20 protein-coding genes and 1 riboswitch are annotated in these 20,395 nt (G+C 66.0%); of the genes, 6 read left to right on the top strand and 14 right to left on the bottom strand.

Features of this window, described 5'->3' with window-relative positions; all coding sequences use genetic code 11:
* Positions 1-23: 23 nt before the first annotated feature.
* The 6 genes from cobS to MAFF_RS06685 are packed head-to-tail and all read right to left on the bottom strand — an operon-like array spanning position 24 to position 5,310.
* The gene (gene cobS / locus MAFF_RS06710) at positions 24-803 is read right to left on the bottom strand and encodes an adenosylcobinamide-GDP ribazoletransferase (protein WP_010910127.1); all 780 of its coding nucleotides are present in this window, start codon (positions 801-803) and stop codon (positions 24-26) included.
* Positions 800-2,119: a cobyrinate a,c-diamide synthase gene (locus tag MAFF_RS06705; RefSeq protein ID WP_010910126.1), complete on the bottom strand. Its 1,320-nt coding sequence runs from the start codon at positions 2,117-2,119 to the stop codon at positions 800-802. Before MAFF_RS06705 ends, cobS begins: the two co-directional genes overlap by 4 nt.
* Positions 2,116-2,934, bottom strand: coding sequence for a uroporphyrinogen-III C-methyltransferase (gene cobA / locus MAFF_RS06700; RefSeq protein ID WP_010910125.1), 819 nt, complete (start codon positions 2,932-2,934; stop codon positions 2,116-2,118). The genes MAFF_RS06705 and cobA overlap by 4 nt, the downstream gene beginning before the upstream one ends.
* Entirely contained in the window at positions 2,931-3,695 is a 765-nt protein-coding gene (cobM, locus tag MAFF_RS06695; RefSeq protein WP_010910124.1) for a precorrin-4 C(11)-methyltransferase, read from the bottom strand. Before cobM ends, cobA begins: the two co-directional genes overlap by 4 nt.
* Positions 3,692-4,078 (bottom strand): cobalamin biosynthesis protein, encoded by a 387-nt coding sequence (locus tag MAFF_RS06690; protein ID WP_032933521.1) that lies wholly within the window; start codon positions 4,076-4,078, stop codon positions 3,692-3,694. Before MAFF_RS06690 ends, cobM begins: the two co-directional genes overlap by 4 nt.
* A complete protein-coding gene (locus MAFF_RS06685) occupies positions 4,075-5,310 on the bottom strand; it encodes a bifunctional cobalt-precorrin-7 (C(5))-methyltransferase/cobalt-precorrin-6B (C(15))-methyltransferase (RefSeq protein ID WP_010910122.1) in 1,236 nt (411 codons plus the stop codon). The genes MAFF_RS06690 and MAFF_RS06685 overlap by 4 nt, the downstream gene beginning before the upstream one ends.
* A gap of 1 nt (position 5,311) precedes the next feature.
* Between MAFF_RS06685 and MAFF_RS06680 the strand changes: the two genes are divergently transcribed.
* Complete coding sequence (locus MAFF_RS06680; RefSeq protein ID WP_010910121.1) at positions 5,312-6,073, top strand: cobalt-precorrin-6A reductase; 762 nt, start codon at positions 5,312-5,314, stop codon at positions 6,071-6,073.
* Here MAFF_RS06680 and MAFF_RS06675 read toward each other — a convergent pair.
* The 8 genes from MAFF_RS06675 to MAFF_RS06640 all read right to left on the bottom strand — a co-directional run bounded on the left by MAFF_RS06675 (position 6,037) and on the right by MAFF_RS06640 (position 16,033).
* Positions 6,037-6,801 carry a precorrin-3B C(17)-methyltransferase gene (locus MAFF_RS06675; RefSeq protein WP_010910120.1) on the bottom strand — a complete coding sequence of 255 codons (765 nt, stop codon included), beginning with the start codon at positions 6,799-6,801 and terminating at the stop codon, positions 6,037-6,039. The genes MAFF_RS06680 and MAFF_RS06675 overlap by 37 nt on opposite strands.
* Positions 6,798-7,568 (bottom strand): precorrin-2 C(20)-methyltransferase, encoded by a 771-nt coding sequence (locus MAFF_RS06670; RefSeq protein WP_010910119.1) that lies wholly within the window; start codon positions 7,566-7,568, stop codon positions 6,798-6,800. The genes MAFF_RS06675 and MAFF_RS06670 overlap by 4 nt, the downstream gene beginning before the upstream one ends.
* Positions 7,565-8,197, bottom strand: a complete 633-nt coding sequence (locus tag MAFF_RS06665) for a precorrin-8X methylmutase (protein WP_010910118.1) — start codon at positions 8,195-8,197, stop codon at positions 7,565-7,567. Before MAFF_RS06665 ends, MAFF_RS06670 begins: the two co-directional genes overlap by 4 nt.
* A gap of 2 nt (positions 8,198-8,199) precedes the next feature.
* Complete coding sequence (gene cobG, locus MAFF_RS06660; RefSeq protein ID WP_010910117.1) at positions 8,200-9,696, bottom strand: precorrin-3B synthase; 1,497 nt, start codon at positions 9,694-9,696, stop codon at positions 8,200-8,202.
* Positions 9,693-13,073, bottom strand: a complete 3,381-nt coding sequence (cobN, locus tag MAFF_RS06655; RefSeq protein ID WP_010910116.1) for a cobaltochelatase subunit CobN — start codon at positions 13,071-13,073, stop codon at positions 9,693-9,695. The genes cobG and cobN overlap by 4 nt, the downstream gene beginning before the upstream one ends.
* Before the next feature lie 18 nt (positions 13,074-13,091).
* Entirely contained in the window at positions 13,092-14,129 is a 1,038-nt protein-coding gene (gene cobW, locus MAFF_RS06650) for a cobalamin biosynthesis protein CobW (protein ID WP_010910115.1), read from the bottom strand.
* A gap of 2 nt (positions 14,130-14,131) precedes the next feature.
* Positions 14,132-14,560 (bottom strand): DUF1636 family protein, encoded by a 429-nt coding sequence (locus tag MAFF_RS06645; RefSeq protein ID WP_044547959.1) that lies wholly within the window; start codon positions 14,558-14,560, stop codon positions 14,132-14,134.
* Positions 14,561-14,599: 39 nt separating this feature from the next.
* Positions 14,600-14,804, bottom strand: a riboswitch (cobalamin riboswitch).
* Positions 14,805-14,833: 29 nt separating this feature from the next.
* Positions 14,834-16,033, bottom strand: coding sequence for a winged helix-turn-helix domain-containing protein (locus MAFF_RS06640; RefSeq protein WP_010910113.1), 1,200 nt, complete (start codon positions 16,031-16,033; stop codon positions 14,834-14,836).
* Between the two features lie 333 nt (positions 16,034-16,366).
* Between MAFF_RS06640 and MAFF_RS06635 the strand changes: the two genes are divergently transcribed.
* From MAFF_RS06635 to MAFF_RS06615, 5 genes are read left to right on the top strand one after another with little or no spacing between them, the layout of a single operon-like run.
* Positions 16,367-16,732 (top strand): NADH-quinone oxidoreductase subunit A, encoded by a 366-nt coding sequence (locus tag MAFF_RS06635; RefSeq protein WP_010910112.1) that lies wholly within the window; start codon positions 16,367-16,369, stop codon positions 16,730-16,732.
* Positions 16,723-17,304, top strand: a complete 582-nt coding sequence (locus tag MAFF_RS06630; RefSeq protein ID WP_013531090.1) for a NuoB/complex I 20 kDa subunit family protein — start codon at positions 16,723-16,725, stop codon at positions 17,302-17,304. The genes MAFF_RS06635 and MAFF_RS06630 overlap by 10 nt, the downstream gene beginning before the upstream one ends.
* A 4-nt stretch (positions 17,305-17,308) precedes the next feature.
* On the top strand, positions 17,309-17,914 hold the full coding sequence (locus tag MAFF_RS06625) for an NADH-quinone oxidoreductase subunit C (RefSeq protein WP_010910110.1): 606 nt from the start codon (positions 17,309-17,311) through the stop codon (positions 17,912-17,914).
* Positions 17,915-17,923: 9 nt separating this feature from the next.
* Positions 17,924-19,114: an NADH-quinone oxidoreductase subunit D gene (locus MAFF_RS06620; RefSeq protein WP_010910109.1), complete on the top strand. Its 1,191-nt coding sequence runs from the start codon at positions 17,924-17,926 to the stop codon at positions 19,112-19,114.
* The gene (locus MAFF_RS06615) at positions 19,115-20,389 is read left to right on the top strand and encodes an NADH-quinone oxidoreductase subunit E (protein ID WP_010910108.1); all 1,275 of its coding nucleotides are present in this window, start codon (positions 19,115-19,117) and stop codon (positions 20,387-20,389) included.
* Positions 20,390-20,395 lie beyond the last annotated feature (6 nt).

Below are 20,395 nucleotides of genomic sequence, written 5' to 3'. Positions count from 1 at the left end.
AAGGTCTCCGAAAGGGAATCAGGTCAAGAGGAAAGCGCTACGGAAGCGACGAGAAGCACCGCGATTTCGCTGACCTGCTGCAGGGCACCGATCGTGTCGCCGGTCTGGCCACCTATCTGGTTGAGGCAAAGGGCATGGAAGGCGGCAAAGAGCAGGCCAAGCAGGATGAGCGCGGCGATGGCGCCGCCGGCTCCGAGCAGGAGCAGCGGGATCGCGCCGAGCACGGCGCCGGCGATGGCGGTTTCAAGCGAGACGGCGCCGGCGCCGGCCGAGAGGCCATCGGAGCGCGCCGGCGGCAAGAGGTGCATGAAGGCGCCCAGCACGCCGCGCGAGGCCGCATGCGCGGCAACAAGGGCAAAGAGAGCCTGAGTGGGATCCACCAGTTCCGAAAGCACGTTCCAGCGGATCAGCAGCGACAGCGCCAGCGCCATGGCACCATAGGCGCCGATTCGGCTGTCGCGCATGATGTCGAGTTTGCGGCCGCGCGACTTGCCACCGCCAAAGCCGTCCGCAACGTCGGACAGTCCATCCTCGTGCAGGCATCCGGTGGCGATCACGGTTGCAACAAGGGCAAGTGCTGCCGCCGGCCCCATGGCAAGGCCGAACCGTTCCGCCGTGGCAAAGACGATGGCGCCGATCAGCCCGACGAGGAGGCCGGCGACCGGTGCGGCCCAGATCGCGGCGGCAAGGCCGCGGCCGCGAAAGTCGAGGTCGGGCAAAGGCAGGCGGGTGAAGAAGACCAGGCAGAGCGCGACATCGTCGAGGATTTGCCGGGGCGAAAGGGTCAAATTCGGCAGCTTCATGCACTGGCCCTCGCTATCGCATGGAAGAAGGTACCGCTGACATGACCACGCCGGTAGCCGGAAGCCCCGATCGGATTGCCCAGGCCGTCGGCGAGGTCGGCCAGCGGCTCGTCATTCCCGGTGGCCGTCATCTGCGCATAGTGGAATTCATGGCCGCGGATCAGCGCGCCCTGTGCGCCCAGCGGGCAATCGGCGCGCAACCGCGCCTCGCGATAGCCGAGATTCATCTTTCGCTTTGCAAAACTGGTGGCATGGCCAAGCAGGCCGAGCATGCGATGCGTTTCGCCTGATGCATCCTCCAGCGCTTCCCCAAGCACCATGAAGCCGCCGCACTCGCCATGGATCGGCTTCGTCGCCGCAAATCTTGCCATGCCGGCTTTGAAGGTCTCGGCGGCTGCAAGCTTGCCGGCATGGAGCTCGGGATAGCCGCCGGGCAGCCAGCAGACATCGCAGCTGTCGTCGGGCGCCTCGTCGGCGAGCGGCGAGAACGGAACGATCTCCGCGCCGGCCTTGCGCCAATAGGCGGCGACGTGCGGGTAAAGGAAAGTAAAGGCGCCATCCTCGGCGAGCGCGATGCGTTGGCCGGGCGGCTGCAGCGCGTCGGCGAATCCGCCAGCCGCCGGAGCGAGGGGCGTCGCCAGCCTCATCACGGCATCGAGGTCGAGCGACTTCTCCGCCATGTCGGCCAGCCGGTCGAGATGCGCCATCAGATCATCATACTCGCCAGCCTGGACGAGGCCGAGATGCCGTTCGGGCAGATTGAGCGTGGGATCGCGCAGAATGGCGCCGACGACGGGCAGGCCGATCGCCTCGATGGCGTCGCCGGACAGCTTGCGATGGCGTTCGCTGCCCAGCCGGTTGAGCACAACGCCGGCCATGCGCACATCCGGATCGTAGGTGGCAAAGCCCTTGGCGACGGCGGCGGCCGTGGTCGACTGGCCTGACACGTCGAGCACCAGCAGCACCGGCAGGCCGTAGAGCCGGGCGAGATCTGCGGCCGAACCGGTTCGCCCCGGCGCGGCCGGAATGCCGTCGAACAGGCCCATGGCGCTTTCGAGGATGACGAAATCGGTGTCGTCGGCCTGTTGCGCGGCCAGCGCATTGAGCAGCGATGGCGGCATCGCCCAGCTGTCGAGGTTGACGCCGGACAGGCCGGTGGCGGCGGTGTGGAAACCGGGATCGATATAGTCGGGGCCGGATTTGGCGCCGCGCACTTTCAGGCCGCGCCGGGTGAGCGCGCGCAAGATGCCGATGGTGACGCTGGTCTTGCCCGAGCCGGAGCGCGGCGCGCCGATGATGATGGCGCGGGCCGTCATGCCTGCCTCGTCAATGCCGCCCGCATGGCGACGATGCCGCCGACGACGATCAGCGCCGGCGAGGTCAGCCCCGCGGCGGCCGCTTCCTCGGCGATTGTGGCGAGCGTGGCGACGACGGTCCGCTCCTGCGGCGTGGTGGCGGCGACGATCACCGCCGCCGGCGTCGAGGGCGACAGCCCGCCATCGAGCAGTGCTGCGGCGATGAGGGGCAAATTGGCCATGCCCATATAGACCACGACTGGCTGGCCGGTGCGGGCGATCGCCGCCCAGTCGATATCGTCATCAGTGCCGGCGGCGTGGCCGGTCGCCAGGATCACCGCCTTGTTGATGCCGCGCATGGTGGCCGGGATGCCGGTGGCGGCGAGCGCGCTGAGGCCGGACGTCAGGCCCGGCAGCACGCGGAATGGAATGTTTTCGCGTGCGAGCGCCAAGGCTTCTTCGCCGCCACGACCGAAAATATAGGGATCGCCGCCCTTGAGCCTGATAACGCGGCGGCCCTGACGCGCCAGCCGGACCAGCAGAGCGGTGATGTCATCCTGCTTCATCGACGGCTGGCCGCCGCGCTTGCCGGCAAAGAACAGCTCGGCGTTTGCGGCAACGGCGACGACATCCGGCGAGACCAGCGCGTCGTAGACCAGCGCATCCGCTTCGGCCAAAGCCGCCAGCACTTCCAGCGTCAGGCAGCCGGGGTCGCCGGGGCCGGCGCCGGCCAGCCAGACATGGCCCGGCTCCAGCGGGCGCGGCTTGAAGTTCAGCCGGGCGAGCGCCTGTTCGAGCGTGGCGTTGCCGCCATTGTTTTTGCTGGTGCCGCTCACAATCCGTCCCGTCCGCGAAAACGCCGCTGATAGTGGGCGTCGTACAATGAACTTTCGCCAAAACCTTCCGCCGCCAGCGAGCGGCCGACGAAGATAATCGCGGTGCGCTCCATCGGATCGGCGGCCAGCTGCGCCTCGATCGTTTCCAGCGTACCGGTCAGCACCCGCTCGTCCGGCCAGGAGGCGCGGAAGACGATCGCCACCGGACAATCGCCGCCATAATGCGGCGTCAATTCGGCGACGACGCGGTCGATTGCGTGGATGGCAAGATGGATGGCGAGCGTGGCGCCGGTGCGGCCGAAGCCGGCCAGCGTTTCGCCGGGCGGCATTTTTGAAGCACGTCCGGAAACGCGGGTCAGCACCAGGCTTTGCGCGACTTCGGGAATGGTCAGCTCGAGGCGAAGTGCTGCGGCGGCGGCGGCGAAGGAAGGGACGCCTGGCGTCAGCGTGTAGGGTATGTCGTGCTTTTCCAGCCGGCGGATCTGTTCGGCAACGGCGCTCCACACCGACAGGTCGCCGGAATGCAGGCGGGCGACATCATGGCCTGATTTGTGAGCGTCGACATAGGCCGCCTCGATCTCGTCGAGCGACATCGGCGCGGTGTCGATCAGTTTCGTCCCCGGCGCGCAATGCTGCAGCAATTCAGGCGCGACGATTGAGCCGGCATGCAGACAGACCGGGCAGCTTGCCAGCAGCCTGGCGCCGCGCAGCGTGATGAGGTCGGCGGCACCCGGACCGGCGCCGATGAAATGAACGGTCATGGCGCGTCTCCGCTGATGGCGATGGCACAGGTGACCGGGCCAAGCACAATGCGGGGACCAAGCAGTTTTGCGCCGGCACCGGCTACCGCAAGGGCAGATGCTTCGGAAACCGAGGGCGTGCCGGCGAGTTCTTGCGACAGATCGGAGTGGCTCAGCGTTTCCCCCGAGACGCCCCGAAGGGCCGCGTCATCGACGATGATGACCGGAAGGTTCAACGCGCGGCCGGCGGCGGCAATTGCTGCTTCATCCTTCTTCAGTGCGGCGGTCGCCAGTGCGGAAAGCGCCGTCATGGCCAGCCCGTGCGCTTCCAGAGCGGTTTCAACCGCGGCAAGCACGTCTTCAACGCTCACGCCTTTGCGGCTGCCGATGCCCGCGACCATCATGGCTTCACCCAGCTCCATTGCGTGACCGGCATGGCCGGCCGCCATGCCTGCATCGAACCGACCGGCGAGGCACGCGAAATGTTTATCCGGATGATGTCACCACCAAGCTTTGCGTGCTGCGCGAGAAGCAGGGCTTCCATCTCCAGCGTCACCGCGTTGGCGACGAGCCGGCCGCCGGAACGCAGCGCCTTGATGGCAGCGTTCAACACACCGCTATCACTGCCGCCGCCGCCGATGAAGATCGCGTCCGGCGTGTCCAGCCTGGCCAGCGCCTTGGGTGCGCTGCCTTCCACCACGACAAGGCCGGGAACGCCACAGGCGGCGGCGTTGCGGTGGATGCGGACGGCGCGGGTCGGGTCGGCTTCGATGGCGATCGTGCGCATCGAGGGGTGGGCGAGCATCCATTCGATGCCGATGGAGCCCGAGCCGGCGCCGATGTCCCACAGCAATTCGCCGCGCCTCGGCGCCAGTGACGACAGGGTGATGGCGCGGATTTCGCGTTTGGTGATCTGCCCGTCATGGTCGAACAGATGATCGGCAAGACCGACCGTGAGCGGCAGGACGCGGGCTTGCGGATTCGAATCAATTTCGATGGCCAGCACATTGAGCGGATTGATGTTTTCTAGGTCGAAGGTATCGGCGCGGGCGGAGCGCTGGTTCTCCTTTGGCCCGCCCAGCGCCTCCAGTACCGTCAGCCGCGAGGCGCCGAAATCGAGTTCGGTGAGCAGGCGGGCAATTGCATCAGGCGCTTCGGCATCCGACGTCAGCGCCAGGATGCGCGCATTGGGCTGCAGCAGCGGTCGGATCAGGTCGAGCGGCCGGCCATGCAGCGAGACAATCTCGATATCCTGCAGCGCCCAGCCAAGGCGGGCGGCCGCCAGCGAAACGGCCGATGGCGCGGGAATGACATGCATCTCCCCCGGCTTGACCTTGCGGGCGAGGGTGGCGCCCACCCCATGGAAAAAAGGATCGCCGGAGGCGAGCACACAGACGTTTCTGCCGGCTAGGGCCAGCACGTCGGCCATCCCGGCATCGAAAGGCACCGGCCAGGGACGTGGCTCGCCCTTGGCGAAGGACGCGACCAGCGCCAGGTGCCGCTTGCCGCCGAAGATGATCTCGGCCTTGGCAATCCGCTGCTTGGCCTCGTCGCCGAGACCCGCTAAACCGTCCTCGCCGATGCCGATCACCGTCAGCCATTTCGGTCCGGCGCCGCGCGAACTTTCAGCAGGCATGATGACCCACCGCATTCTGATCCTCGGCGGCACCACGGAAGCCCGGCAACTGGCTGGCAAGCTGGCGGTACGAACCTCGGTCACGCTGTCGCTGGCCGGCCGCACCGAAAGCCCCGTCGCGCAACGCGTGCCCGTGCGAAGCGGAGGCTTTGGCGGCGCAGAGGGTCTGGCCGCCTATCTCCGGGAGGCCGGCACCGATCTGATGATCGACGCCACGCATCCTTATGCGGCGCGAATCTCCGCCAATGCCGCGCAAGCGGCGCGGCTGACCGGTGTGCCGATCGTTGCTTTGCGCCGTCCCGGCTGGGAGCCAGTCGAAGGCGACCGCTGGACTGAGGTCGATACAACAGGCGAGGCCGCGCAAGCGCTTGGTCCGGCGCCGCGGCGTGTCTTCCTGGCGCTTGGCCGGCAAGAGGTTGCCGCTTTCGAAGCAGCGCCCCAGCATCACTACCTCATTCGCAGCGTCGATCCCGTCGAGCCGAAGCTGGCCGTGCCGGATGCGAGCTATCTGCTGGCGCGCGGGCCGTTTGGCGAGGCGGACGAACGCGCGCTGCTCGAAAAGCATCGCATCGAATTGGTCGTCTCCAAGAACAGCGGCGGCGCTGCCACGTACGGCAAGATTGCCGCCGCGCGAGCGCTTGGCATCGACGTGGTCATGGTCCGCAGGCCGACTTTGCCGGACGTGCCTTCGGCTGAAACCGTCGATGAACTCGCCGCGATGGTCGATCATTTTGTCGAGCCCGCTGCGGAGCGCGGGGTGTAGACCAGCGCCCGTTTATCGCCGCGCTTGATGATGCGTGTTTCCGGCGAGCCGATGATGATGCAGGTCGCCATGTCGGCCTTTTGCGCGTCGACGTCAGCCAGCAGATAAACCTCGATGCGCTCGTCCGGACGGCCGGCGGCGCGGCCGAAAATCACCGGCGTGGTGCCGGGCAGGATCGCGGTCAGGCATTCGAAGGCGCGGCCAAGCTGCCAGGGGCGCGCCTTGCTGATCGGGTTGTAGAGCGCGATGACGAAGCCGGCGCCGGCCGCCGCCAGGAGGCGCAGTTCGATCAGCTCCCACGGCTTCAGATTGTCGGACAGCGAGATGGCGCAGAAATCATGGCCGAGCGGCGCGCCGATGCGGGCGGCAACGGCGAGCATTGCGGTGATGCCGGGCACGACGGCGACATCGACCGCGCGCCATTCGGCCGGGCCGGCCTCGATCGCCTCGCAGACGGCGGCCGCCATGGCAAAGACGCCGGGATCGCCGCCGGAAACCACGGCGACCTCATGGCCCTCGGCGGCCTTGATCAAGGCATCCTTGGAGCGGGCGAGCTCCTCGCGGTTGTCGGAGGCGACACGGGTCTGGTCCGGGCGCAGATCCAGCCGGTCGAGATAAGGCTTGTAGCCATAGAAGAATTTTGCCTCGGCCACGGCGCGGCTGGCTTCCGGGGTGACCTGGTCGGCGTTGCCAGGCCCGAGGCCGATGACGGTGAGACGGCCGCTCATGACTGTGCCCCTAGCGCGCCGGGCCGGCCGGACCAGCCGGCGACCAATATGATGGCGAAGTAGGGCGCCTTGTCGTCCCGTTTGTCGGCGAGCTTTGTCGAAACGCTGCCGGCCATGGTGCCGCGCTCGACATAGACGGCGCGAGTCAGCTTACCGGTGACTTCCAGCGCACGCCTAATCTTGGGCAGGTTGCGGCCGACCTTCATGATGACGGCGGCATCGGTGTCGGCCAGCCGGCGGGTCAGCTCGAACTCGCTCATCGTGCCGGGCAATACGGTCAGCACATCATCGCCCTGTACGATCGGCACACCGGTCTGCGACCAGCAGCCGGACATGGCGGTGATGCCGGGGATGACCTCCGTGGGGAAACGATGGGCGAGGCGCACATGCAGATGCATATAGGAGCCGTAGAACAGCGGATCGCCTTCGGACAGGACGGCAACCATTTTGCCGGCTTCGAGGTGTTCGGCGACCTTCTGCGCCGACTCCTCGTAGAAACCAGTGATCTGCGAGCGGTAGTCGTCGTGATCCTTGTCGATTTCGGTGGTGACGGGATAGAGCAGCGGCAGTTCCAGCATATCCGGCCGGAAGCGCGCCTCGACGATGGCCCGCGCATTGCTGTTGTTGCCGCGCTTGGCAAAATAGGCGACGACATCGGCCTCGGCTAGGGCGCGCGCGGCCTTCAGCGTCAACAGTTCGGGGTCACCCGGACCGGTACCGACGCCGACGAGCTTGCCCCGTGAATTGGCATTGGGAAGCGCGTTCACAGGCCGGGCCTCGCCAGGGAATTGAGCGCGGCTGCGGTCATGGCGCTGCCGCCGAGCCGGCCGCGGACGATGGCATAGGGCACGCCATAAGAATTCTCGGCCAGCGCATCTTTCGATTCAGCGGCGCCGACGAAGCCGACCGGCATACCGATGATGGCCGCCGGCTTCGGCGCGCCATCACGCAGCTTTTCCAGCAGGTAGAACAGTGCGGTCGGCGCATTGCCGATCGCGACGACCGAACCCGCTATGCGTTCGCCCCACAGGTCTATGGCGGCGGCGGAGCGGGTGTTGCCGATCGCCTTGGCAATGTCGTGCGTGCGCGGGTCGCGCAGCGTGCAGATCACCTCGTTGCCGGCCGGCAGCCGGGCGCGGGTGACGCCGTGGGAGACCATTTCCGCGTCGCAGAAAATCGGTGCGCCGGCGGCAAGAGCCTTGCGCGCTGAAGCGACGAAGTCGGGCGAGAAAACGAAATGGCTCGATGCTTCGACCTGGCCGCAGGCATGGATCATGCGGATCGCCACATCAGCCTCGGCTTCGGAGAAGCGAGAAAGGTCCGCCTCGGCGCGGATGATGGCGAAGGAGCGCTCGTAGATCGCCGTGCCGTCGTGAATGTAGTCGTAGGCGGCCATGCTCATTTCCGTTTTTTAGTTTGGGCCTGTCGGTAAGCCTCGGCGATTGCCGCCGGCCCGAGCCTTGTCAGGCAAGCAGCGGCGGTCTCGCCTTGAAATCGTGCGCTGCGGATCACCGCCGCGACGCGACCGATACCGCGCGCGGCGTCATAGCCCGGCCTGTAGCCCGCAGGAAGGGCCTTTGCCGTCGCGTTCACGACAAGTCCGGCTCCATTTTCGCCGCCGACGATTGTGAGCGCCGCCGGACCGGGATGCGCGCAGCCCTTGGCGCAGCCGGAAATGTGCAGCGTGAAGTCGAGGGTGTCGGCGTTTTCGGCGGCGATCGTCTCGGCGATGGTGCGGGTGGCGATGCGGCCGGAGGCGCAGGCCGGCGTGCCGGGGCAGGCGGCGATGCGCGTGCGCGGGTCGGAAGGGGAGGTGACGAAGCCGAGGGCGGCGGCGATGGTTTGGAGGGATTGGTTGGCGGCGGATGGTTGGCCGAGGAAGAGCAGGGCGCGGCCCGGGGCGAGGCGGATTTCGCTGGTGCCGAGGGTGACGGCGCTTTGCGCAAGGTCGATGATTTTATCCGCCGGCATGCTGCCGTAGGGGAGGCCTATACCGAGAGTGAAAGTGTCGCCGGCTATGGGGAAAAGGCCGATAGGTTTGCGCGAGGCGCCCCCCTCTGTCCTGCCGGACATCTCCCCCACGAGGGGGGAGATTATGCCTGCGCCGCCGGTTTCGCCAACTCCAGGCGCCGAAACATGCGGCATGGTTTCAGAAAGGGAGCCGGCGGCGAAGCTGCTGATCTCCCCCCTCGTGGGGGAGATGTCCGGCAGGACAGAGGGGGGCGCCACAGAATGCCAGCCTGCGAGAGATACTAATTGCCGCTCCGACAAATCTCTTGCGTGAGCCTCGCGGCCTTTCTCGGCCACCATTCTGAGCACCGCAACCGTGACATCGCGGGCCGCGTGGTCTTCCGCCGCGACCAGCAATCTTGCACTCTGCCCATCACCCGCAACAGACACCTGCCACCGAACCCCGGCACCACTCCGCAACGCTTTCAACCGCACATCGGCCGTCACCGCATCCAGTGTTAGCTGCCCGCCGCCATCCACCACGACAGACACCTTCGGCCCCAGTCTTGGCGTCAGCCCGGCCTCTTCAACCGCCGCCCTGATCCGCTCAGCCAGCGGTCGCGGATCGGCGATCTCCCGCGGGTCGATGCCCGCCAGCGGCCCTGTCTCCACCGGCACTCCGGTGCGCACCGCAATGCCCAGCGCATCGACTTCCGCCGCGAGCAGTGCAGCGCTTTCCCTGGTCAGTCCGCGTATCTGCAGGCTTCCACGCGCTGTCACTTCCATGATGCCGTTGCCATGCCGCAGGGCGGATTCGGCCAGACCGATCGACAGCTTCGGCGACAATCCCACATAGACCGCGTTGAGCCGCACCAACAGCCCGTCGCCGGTCTGCATCGGCGCCGACAGGGCCGGACAGGCGCCGCGACGTGAGAAGGCGTTCATGCCGCCACTCCCAGCGCCTCGGCCTCGGCAATCAGCGCGGCGAGATCGTCGTCGATGGAATTGCGCAAGGGATGCCAGAGTCCGCGCCGGCGCGCCGACAGGAAACGTTCGGCAATGACTTTGGCGGCTGCCGGATTTTCCCGAAGGATGAAGGCGCGAACGTCCGCGTCGCCGACATAGGCGTCGTGCACGGCCTCGATCAGCGCGCCCGATATGGCGTGCGTGGTTTCGGCGAAGCCGACCAGTCGGTCGACCGTCTCGGCGAATTCGGAGGCGCCGCGCGGGCCGTGCCGCATCTGGCCGGATATGAAGCGGGGATTGATCGCGCGGGCGCGCACCACCCGCGATACGGCCTCGCTGACCGAGCGCGGCTTCGGCTTTTGCGGGTCTGTCGTATCGAGCACGATGACATCGGCATTCCGGCCAAGCGCGGCAAGCGCAGCCGAAAAGCCGCCGATAAAGGCGACGTCGGCGGAGCCTTCGAGGATGTCGCGGCCGGGGTCGTCGCCAGTGTGGACCAGAAGATCGGCTTCGGCGATGCGGGTTTCGAAGGCGCCGGGCGCCGAGATGCCTTCGCCGCCGGCGCCGCCATAGGCGTGTGAGGTGGCGTCGAGATACGCGCGGCCGATCTCTTCGCGCGCCGCCCAGTCGCCGCTAGACAGGAGATCCTCGACGCCGGCGCCATAGGTGCCGGGTGAGGTGCCGAAAATGCGCGGGCTGATCTTGCCATCCGCTCGGGTCCGGGCCGCGAGCGGGTTTTCCGAATCCTCCTCGTCGCGGGCGGCGACGGCGTTGGCGGCGGCGTCGATCAGCGCGATCTGGGTTGGGAACATGTCGCGGAACAGGCCCGATATGCGCCAGGTGACGTCGACGCGCGGGCGGCCGAGCGTGGCCGGCGGCAGCACTTCGATGCCTGTGATGCGGCCGGTGGCGGCATCCCATTGCGGCCGGCAGCCCATCAGCGCCAGGCCTTGCGCGATCTCCTCGCCGCCGGTGCGCAACGAGGCCGAACCCCAGAGGTCGATGACCAGGGAACGCGGCCAGTCGCCATGCGATTGCAGATAGCCGCGCACCACTTCTTCGGCCGCCGCCTTGCCCAGATCATAGGCGGTCGGCGTCGGCATGGTGCGGGGATCCGACGTGAACAAATTGCGGCCGGTGGGCAGCACGTCGGAGCGGCCCCGCGCCGGCGCGCCGGCCGGCCCGGCCTTGACGTGGCGGCCATCGAGCGCGGCAAGCAGTGCGGCCTTTTCAGCCTCGGCGCTTTGGCGGCGCATGGCGTCGGACTCATCGTCGGGTGCGCGGCCGTAAATATGCAACCCGTCCTTGATGGCGAAGTCCTTGAGATCGCAGAGCCAGGCGTCGATGCGGCGCAGCGCCTCGTCGGGCGCGTCGGTCCTGGCGACACCGGCTTCGGCGGCGAGGCCGGTCTTTTGCGCCGTGTCGACGATCAGCCTGGCCAGACGGTCGCGGCGGCGGCGGTCGAGGCCGTCGGCCTGGGCGTATTCGTCGACCAGGCGTTCGAGCTTGTGCTGGTTTTCGTCAAGTCCCGCACCGGTCAGCGGCGGCGGCAGATGGCCAAGGGTGACGGCGGCAATGCGCCGCTTGGCCTGCGCCGCCTCGCCGGGATTGGAGACGATGAAGGGATAGATGACGGGCAATGCGCCGGTGACGATCTCGGGGAAGCAGGTCTGCGACAGTGCAACGGTCTTGCCCGGCAGCCATTCCAGCGTGCCATGGGCGCCGACATGGATGAGCGCATGCACGCCGAGCGATTTGCGCAGCCACAGGCCGAAGGCGAGCAGGGCGTGGCGGGGCGCGAGTGTCGGGTCGTGATAGTCGGCGCGGCGATCGGCGGAGCGGCCGCGGTCTGGGGCGAGGGCTACGGTGATGTTGCCGAAGGTCGTGGCGCGGAAAGGGAAGTGTTTTTTGCTCGATAGCGAAGGCTTGTGCGAGGCGCCCCCCTCGCGCAAACCTGTCTCTTCTTCTGCTTTTCCCCACGCCGCCTCAACGGCAGTCATTACCTCGGCGGGCAACTCTTTCGAGAGTCCGACATAGTCTTCCAACCCTAGCCCGTCGCCGCCCCGCTCCAATAGATCCAGCAACGCCCGCGGCGATTGCGGAATCCCCTCAACGCCATAGCCCTGCTCCTTCAGGTCATGCAGCATGGCCAGCACGCTGGACGGCACATCGAGGCCGACGGCGTAGCCGGTGCGGCCAGGGGCGCTGGGATAGTCGGGGATCAGGACGGCCAGCTTGCGCTCGGCGCGGGGCGTCTCCTGCAGCTTGATGAAGGCTGCCACGCGGTCAGCGACCTGCGCCACTCGATCCGGTTCCGGCCGGTTGGCGAAGGCGCGGTGGCCAAGGGCGGGATCGACATCGCTTTCGCCCTTGAAGGAAATCGCGCCGGCGAGGATGCGGCCGTCCAGTTCTGGCAGCACGACATGCATGGCGAGGTCGGCGGGCGCCAGGCCGCGCTGGTTGTTTTCCCAGACGTCGCGGCGGGTGGTGGCGACGATGACCTGGAAGACCGGCACGCCGGCGCGGTCGAACAGGGTTTCGACGCCCGGTTCAGCACCGGAGGCGAAGGCGGTGGCGGTGATGATGGCGGCGGGTCTGAGCGTGGCGAGGGCGGTTTCCGCGAAGGCCAGGGATGTCGGGTCTTTGAGGCTGGAGACGAAGATGGGGACAGGCGTCATGCCGCGCTGCCGCAGCGCGTCGAAAAGGACGTCGATGGGCGCGACGTCGGCGGCCAGCAGCATCGAGCGGTAGAAGAGAATGGGCGCGACCTTTCCCTCCCTCTCGAGGGGGAGGGGGACGACGCCGCGGCCTGGCTGGTAGTAGCCGGCCTTTGGCACCGCCACCGGCTCAACAACGGCCGCGTCCTGCCCAGCCAGCCTGGCCAGCCTCTGCACCAGCGCGCCCATATTGGCCGGGCCGCCCTCGCGGAAATAGCCGAGCAGCGCGTCCAATTCCTGGCGCGGCAGCGTCGAGGCTTCGATCAGGCGCAAATCCTCGTCGTGGCTCTCGCCCGGCAACAGCGCCAGCTGGATGCCGCGCTCTCGGGCGGTCGAGGCCAGCTGGTCGCAGCCATAGCGCCACCAGTCGTAGCCGCCGAGGATGCGCACCAGGATGATCTTGGCGCGGCGCGCGACGCTGTCGACCCAGAGGTCGACGGACATGGGATGGCGCAGGTCGCGGAGCGCCGCCAGCCGCATCGAGGGCAGGCGGCTGGCATCCGCTTTCCAGGCGGCCGCCAGTCCGGCGAGGTCGCTGTCGGTGAAGGACAAGGCCACGATATCCGCCGGCGTCTGCCGCAGATCGACCGGCTCGGCGAGGTCGTCGAGCGAGGCGGAGGTCGTGGTGAGGATATGCATCGCGGCCCGTGTCTGAAATCAGCCGGCGAGTATACGCTCGATTGCCGGGCGGTTCAGCCCCTTGAGGCCGATCACGACCAGGCGCGAACGGCGGTCGTCTTCGGCCGTCCAGGCACGGTCATAGTAATGATTGACGCGCGGGCCGACGGCCTGCAGCAAAAGCCGCATCGGCTTGCCGCCGACCTCGACGAAGCCTTTCACGCGCAGCACGTTTTCCTGTTCGGCGGCGGCGGCGACGCGTTGTGCCAGCTCGTCCGGATTGGCGATCGACGGGATGTCGACGATGAAGGTGTCGAAGTCGTCATGTTCGTGGTCGAAGGCGCCGTCATGATGGGATTTGCGGTTCTCGATATCGTCCTCGACCGCGAGACCGAGCCCGAGCAGCACCGAGGGGTCCACCTTGCCATGCGAGGTCGACACGATCTTCACGGCGCGGGCGGAGTGTTCGCCAATGATGGCGTTGGCGCGGGCCGAACCGGCGGCATCCATCAGGTCGCTCTTCGACAGGATGATCAGGTCAGCGCAGGCGATCTGGTCCTCGAACAGTTCCTCGACCGGGTCGTCATGGTCGAGGCTGTCATCACCGGCACGCTGCGCCTGCAGGGCGTCCATGTCGTTGGCGACGCGGCCTTCGGCCAGCGCTGGGCCATCGACCACGGCGATGACGCCGTCGACGGTCACGCGGCTCTTCACCGTTGGCCATTGAAAGGCCTGGACCAGCGGCTTGGGCAGGGCCAGGCCCGAGGTTTCGATCAGGATGTGGTCGACCTTCGGGTTGAGCGACAGGATCTGGTCGAGCGCCGGCACGAAATCGTCGGCCACGGTGCAGCAGATGCAGCCATTGGCCAGTTCGACGATGTTTTCCTCCGGGCAGGTGTCGATGCCGCAGCCCTTCAAGATCTCGCCGTCGATGCCGATGTCGCCGAACTCGTTGACGATGATGGCAATGCGCTTGCCGCCGGCGTTTTCCAGGAGATGGCGGACCAGCGTCGTCTTGCCGGCGCCGAGGAAGCCGGTGACGACAGTGCAGGGGACGCGGGTGACGGAAGCGCTCATGATCAATCCTTCAACAGGTCGAGGGGAGGAATGCGGGCCACGAGGCCGCGCTTGAGGGAATCGGGCCGGCCGCGCCACGGAATGAGGCCGTCCGTCGAAGTGGCGAAGAGTTTGGCGCCGGTGACGAGGTCGGTGCCGCTGGTCGCGGTCAGGTCGCCGAAGACGTAGCTCCAGCAGCCATCGCGCAGGATCGCGGCACTCAGGCGGCGCTTGCAATTGCCTAGGCACTCGACCGTGCGGATGCGGATGTTCTCATCCACTGCGGCCTGGCGCGTGTCTTCGGCCAAAAGTTCGCCGGCGCGGGGATGGGCATCCGAGCCGGTCTCGTCGCGGCACGAGGCGCAGACGATGACCGTGACGCCGGCCAAGGCTTCGCCGTCGGCGGACGCATTGTCCGCTGTGCCAGCCGAAAAACTGCCGTTCTGGTCCAAAAGCCGGGCTCCTTGCCCGGAAACCCGCCGGGCGATCGGATTCTTTTGTCGCAGACGGCAGGTCTCCTGGCTCGCGGGTCATCGCCTTGGGTGCCGCCTTCCCGGGAACGTCCCAGTGGCTTTCGGCCTTGGCTCTTCGCTTACAGTTGCGGGGACAGCCGCGGATTTGAGATCGAAATCCCGCACCGCATTCCCTCTTAGCCCCTGCCGTTGCGGGCAAGGGACCGTCTGGAGCGGATTTAGGCTCTTGGAGGCAGTGGTGTCAACGCGCGGCTACGACATGGCGATGTCGGCGAGCGCCGGACCCAGATCGCCGGCGGGCGTCACTTCGATGCGTTCAAGGCCAAGCCAGCCCTGCATCTGCTGCAGTTCCTCGAAGAGTTGCGCGGCGGTTTCAGGTGGCGCGCCGGGTTCGGCGTAGGCGGCGTGGACGCGCAGGACGCTGGCTGGCCGGTCTGCCTTGAGGTCGACACGCGCGACGATCCTATCGCCGAGGAGGAAGGGCAGGACGTAATAGCCGTATTGGCGCTTTTCGGCGGGCGTGTAGATCTCGATGCGGTAGTGGAAATCGAACAGCCGCTCCGAGCGCGAGCGCTCGAAGACGACCGGGTCGAACGGTGCCAGCAAGGCGCGGGCCCCGATTTTCCGGGGCAGGCGGGCGTCCTTATGGAGATAAGCCAGCTTGTCCCAGCCTTCGACACGCACTGGCACGAGCTCGCCCAACTCGACCAGTTCCTCCAGCCGGCCTTTCATGTCGGCCGGCGACAGCCGAAAATAGTCGCGCAAATCGCCTGATGTCGCCACGCCGTGGGCACGAGCCGAGATGCGCAGCAATTCGCGGTGCGCGTCCTCGGCCGCCGGCACCGGCAGATCGAGGATCGCCTGCGGCAGCACGCGCTCGGGCAAATCATAGAAGCGCTCGAAGCCGCGGCGGTGTGCCGTGGTGATGCGCCCGGCCCAGAACAGCCATTCGAAGGCATGCTTGGCATGGCTCCAGCCCCACCAGCCGCCCGAACCTTTCTGGCCTTCCAGCGCCGAAGCCGCGATCGGGCCGCGCGCGACGACCTCGCGGTAGATCTCTTCTATATAGGCGGCATGCTCGCGGCCCCATTTGGCCAGGCCCAGATACATCTCGTCGCCGTGCTCGGCGCGCTGCATGCGCCAACGCATCAGCGGGTAGGTCTCGACCGGCAGGAAGGACGCCTCGTGCGCCCAGTATTCGAAGACCATGCGCTTGCGCGTCACGGCGGCATTGTCGAGCAAGGCCAGGGGATAGGGGCCAAGGCGGGAATAAAGCGGCATATAATGCGCGCGCACCACCGCGCTGACGGAATCGATCTGCAGCAGGCCGGTGCGGGAGAGCACGCGGGCGAAGTGGCGGCGGTCGGGTGTGCCATTTGGGCGGGGATCGAGAAACCCCTGTGCGGCGAGCGCGATGCGCCGAGCCATCGCAAGCGAGATTTTTTCCTTCATGCAGGCATCACTCTGAGGTGCTTCGACTGTGGGTCTGACGGGTGATTCCGGTCCATGCTAGCAGGGTTTTGGCCGCAACCCTGTCAGGAGAGAAAAGTGGAGTAAAAATAGAAGGAAATCAAACAGGAGCGGATCGGACCAGTTTCTCCGGATATGCCGTCCAGGTCGGCGTTTTGAACAAGGTTTGACTTGCTTCGCTGGAAGTGCTGCGCTAACCCTCGCCGCGTTGCAGCATAGGCCCCTTAAAACGGTTCAGCGGTTAATCTGTCACGCTTCCGCAATAAGGTCCGGTGCTGTAATCAAAGTGGATTGGCGCCAACGGAAAGCCGCTGCATGAACGCACTTCTCAGTTCGTACCTGCCCATCGTCCTGTTCATCGGCGTGGCGCTGGTCGTCGGCCTGGCGCTGCTGGCCGCACCGTTCCTTGTGGCCTATCGCAATCCCGATCCCGAAAAGCTTTCCGCGTACGAGTGCGGTTTCAACTCGTTCGACGATGCCCGCATGAAATTCGACATCCGCTTCTACCTGGTGTCGATCCTGTTCATCATCTTCGATCTGGAAGTGGCCTTCCTGTTTCCCTGGGCCGTGTCCTTCTCGAAGATCGGCATGCTCGGCTTCTGGTCGATGATGGTGTTTTTGGCAGTGCTGACCATCGGCTTTGCCTATGAATGGAAAAAAGGAGCGCTGGAATGGGATTGAACGACAGTTCAGGCACCCTCGTCGCGCCGAAGCCGAAGGGCATCATCGATCCCAACACCGGCAGGCCGGTGGGGGAGGATGATCCCTTCTTCCTCGAAATCAACAATGAGCTCGCCGACAAGGGGTTCCTGGTCACCTCGACCGAGGCGCTGATCACCTGGGCGCGCAGCGGCTCGCTGATGTTCATGACCTTCGGTCTGGCATGCTGCGCCGTCGAGATGATCCACACCTCGATGCCGCGCTATGACTCGGAGCGCTTCGGTGTCGCGCCGCGCGCATCGCCGCGCCAGTCCGACATCATGATCGTCGCCGGCACGCTGACCAACAAGATGGCGCCGGCGCTGCGCAAGGTCTACGACCAGATGCCGGAGCCGCGCTACGTCATCTCGATGGGCTCCTGCGCCAATGGCGGCGGCTACTACCACTATTCCTACTCGGTGGTGCGCGGCTGCGACCGCATCGTGCCGGTCGACATCTATGTGCCCGGCTGCCCGCCGAGCGCCGAAGCTTTGCTCTACGGCATTCTTCTCCTGCAGAAGAAAATCCGCCGCACCGGCACGATCGAACGGTAAATCCATGGCCGCATCCCTTAGCGAACTGTCGACCTATCTCGGCGAAAGGCTGATTGGTCGCGTCAACGACGCTGATATCGCCTATGGCGAGCTCACCATGCATGTCGAGCCGCGCAACCTCATCGAAGTCGTGACCTTCCTGCGCGACGATCAGCGCTGCCAGTTCATCTCGATCATCGATGTCTGCGGTGCTGACTATCCGTCGCGGCCCAAGCGCTTCGACGTCGTCTATCACCTGCTTTCGCCGAAGCAGAATGTGCGCATCCGGCTCAAGGTGCAGGCCGACGAGGAGACGATGGTGCCGTCGATCACCGGTGTATTCCCGGGGGCCGACTGGTTCGAGCGCGAGACCTACGATCTCTATGGCGTGCTGTTCTCCGGCCATCCCGATCTGCGCCGCCTTTTGACCGACTACGGTTTCGAAGGCCATCCGCTGCGCAAGGATTTCCCGCTGACCGGTTTTGTCGAAGTGCGTTACGACGACGAAGCCAAGCGCGTCATCTACGAGCCGGTCGAGCTCAAGCAGGAATTCCGCAATTTCGATTTTCTCTCGCCATGGGAAGGGACGGATTACGTTCTGCCTGGCGATGAAAAAGCCAAGACGAATTGAGGCGCCACAATGGCTGAGACCTCCGTCCGCAATTTCAACATCAACTTCGGCCCGCAACACCCTGCGGCGCACGGCGTTTTGCGCCTCGTTCTGGAGCTCGACGGCGAAGTCGTCGATCGCGTCGATCCACATATCGGGCTGCTGCATCGCGGCACCGAAAAGCTGATCGAGGCAAAAACCTATCTGCAGGCTGTGCCTTATCTCGATCGGCTCGACTATTGCGCGCCGATGAACCAGGAGCATGCCTTCGCGCTCGCCGCCGAGCGCCTGCTTGGCATCGAAGTGCCGAAACGCGGCCAGTTGATCCGCGTGCTCTATTGCGAGATCGGCCGCATCATGTCGCACATCCTCAATGTGACGACGCAAGCCATGGACGTCGGAGCGCTGACGCCGCCGCTGTGGGGTTTCGTCGAGCGCGAAAAGCTGATGGTGTTTTATGAGCGCGCCTCCGGCTCGCGCATGCATGCAGCCTATTTCCGCCCCGGCGGCGTCCATCAGGATCTGCCGCGCCAGCTGGTCGAGGACATCGGCAAGTGGATCGACCCGTTCCTGAAGTCGATCGACGACCTCGATCGTCTGCTGACCGGCAATCGCATCTTCAAGCAGCGCAATGTCGATATCGGCATTGTTTCGCTGGCCGATGCCTGGGCCTGGGGCTTTTCGGGCGTCATGGTGCGTGGTTCTGGCGCGGCCTGGGACCTGCGCAAGTCGCAGCCCTATGAGTGCTATTCGGAAATGGATTTCGACATTCCGATCGGCAAGAACGGCGACTGCTACGACCGCTATCTCGTGCGCATGGAAGAAATGCGCCAGTCGGCCAGGATCATGCGCCAGTGCGTCGACCTGCTGCTTGGCAAGGAAAGCACCGGTCCGGTGTCGAACCTCGACGGCAAGGTGGTGCCGCCCAAGCGCGCGGCGATGAAGCGTTCGATGGAAGCGCTGATCCACCACTTCAAGCTTTACACCGAGGGTTATCGCGTGCCGGCCGGCGAGGTCTACGCGGCCGTCGAGGCGCCGAAGGGCGAGTTCGGCGTCTATCTGGTCTCCGACGGCACCAATAAGCCCTACCGCTGCAAGCTGCGCGCGCCCGGTTTCGCGCATCTGCAAGCCATGGATTTCCTGTGCCGCGGCCACCTGCTGGCCGACGTCACCGCCGTCCTCGGCTCCCTCGACATCGTGTTTGGTGAGGTCGATCGCTAAATGTCAGTCCGCCGTCTCGCAGAAGCCAGCGTCCAGCCAGTATCCTTCGCCTTCAACCGGGCGAACGCGGCAGCGGCGAAGCAATGGATCAAGAAGTACCCGAAGGGCCGCGAGCAGTCGGCGATCATTCCGCTGCTGATGCTGGCGCAGGAACAGGAAGGCTGGGTCACCAAGGCAGCGATCGAGACGATTTCGGACATGCTCGGCATGCCGCGCATCCGTGGGCTCGAGGTCGCGACCTTCTACACGCAGTACCAGCTCAATCCCGTCGGCACCCGCGCGCACATCCAGGTCTGCGGCACCACGCCCTGCATGCTGCGCGGCTCGGAAGCACTGATGGATGTCTGCCGCTCGAAAATCCATCACGACCAGTTCCACACCAATGACAAGGGCACCTTGTCGTGGGAAGAGGTCGAGTGTCTTGGCGCCTGCGTCAACGCGCCGATGGTGATGATTTTCAAGGACACGTTCGAGGATTTGACACCGGAGCGGCTGGCTGAAATCATCGACCTCTATGATGCGGGCAAGGGCGCCTCGGTGGCGCCGGGACCGCAGAATGGCCGCACCGGCTCGGAGCCGGCTTCCGGCCTGACGACGCTGAAAAGCGAAAAGGCGATCCTCAAGTCGACCCGCGATCGGGAGGCCAGGGAGGCCGCAAAGGCCGCCAAGGCGGCACCCGACGCGATCATCGCCGCGCCCGTTCCGACACCTGCTCCTGTCGCACCGTCCAATGCCAGCAAGCCGAAGACCGACGCGCCTGAAACCAGCCCGGCCTTGAAGACACCGTCAAAGACCAAGGTGGCGCCGGCGGCTGAGAAGGCGGCTAGCGTTTCGGCGCCGCTGCATTCGGCCGCCAATGCCAACAAGGCAGCGCCGGAAGTCGAGAAGGTCTCCAAACAGCGCAATGGGCCGAAGGCCAATGCCGAGCCGGCTGCTGCCTTCAAGGCGCTGGAAGCCAAGGCGCCGGCGGCAAAGCCGGCAAAAACGTCGCTGGAGGACAAGAACCGTCCGGCCGGTATCGATAGGCCGGCCGCGGTCGACGATCTCAAGCTGATCTCCGGCGTCGGCCCGAAGATCGAGGGCGTCCTGCATACGCTGGGCATCTTCACCTTCGCGCAGGTCGCTTCCTGGAAGAAGGCCGAGCGCGACTGGGTCGACGGCTATCTCTCCTTCCACGGCCGCATCGAGCGCGACGACTGGGTCAAGCAGGCCAAGGCGCTCGCCAAGGGCGGCGTCGCCGAATACATCCGCGTCTTCGGCAAGAAGCCGGTCTGAGGGACG

It is taken from the genome of Mesorhizobium japonicum MAFF 303099, assembly GCF_000009625.1.
Classification (GTDB): Bacteria; Pseudomonadota; Alphaproteobacteria; order Rhizobiales; family Rhizobiaceae; genus Mesorhizobium; species Mesorhizobium japonicum.
Note: the sequence above shows the minus strand (reverse complement) of the source record. Positions and strands in the feature narration are given on the sequence as shown.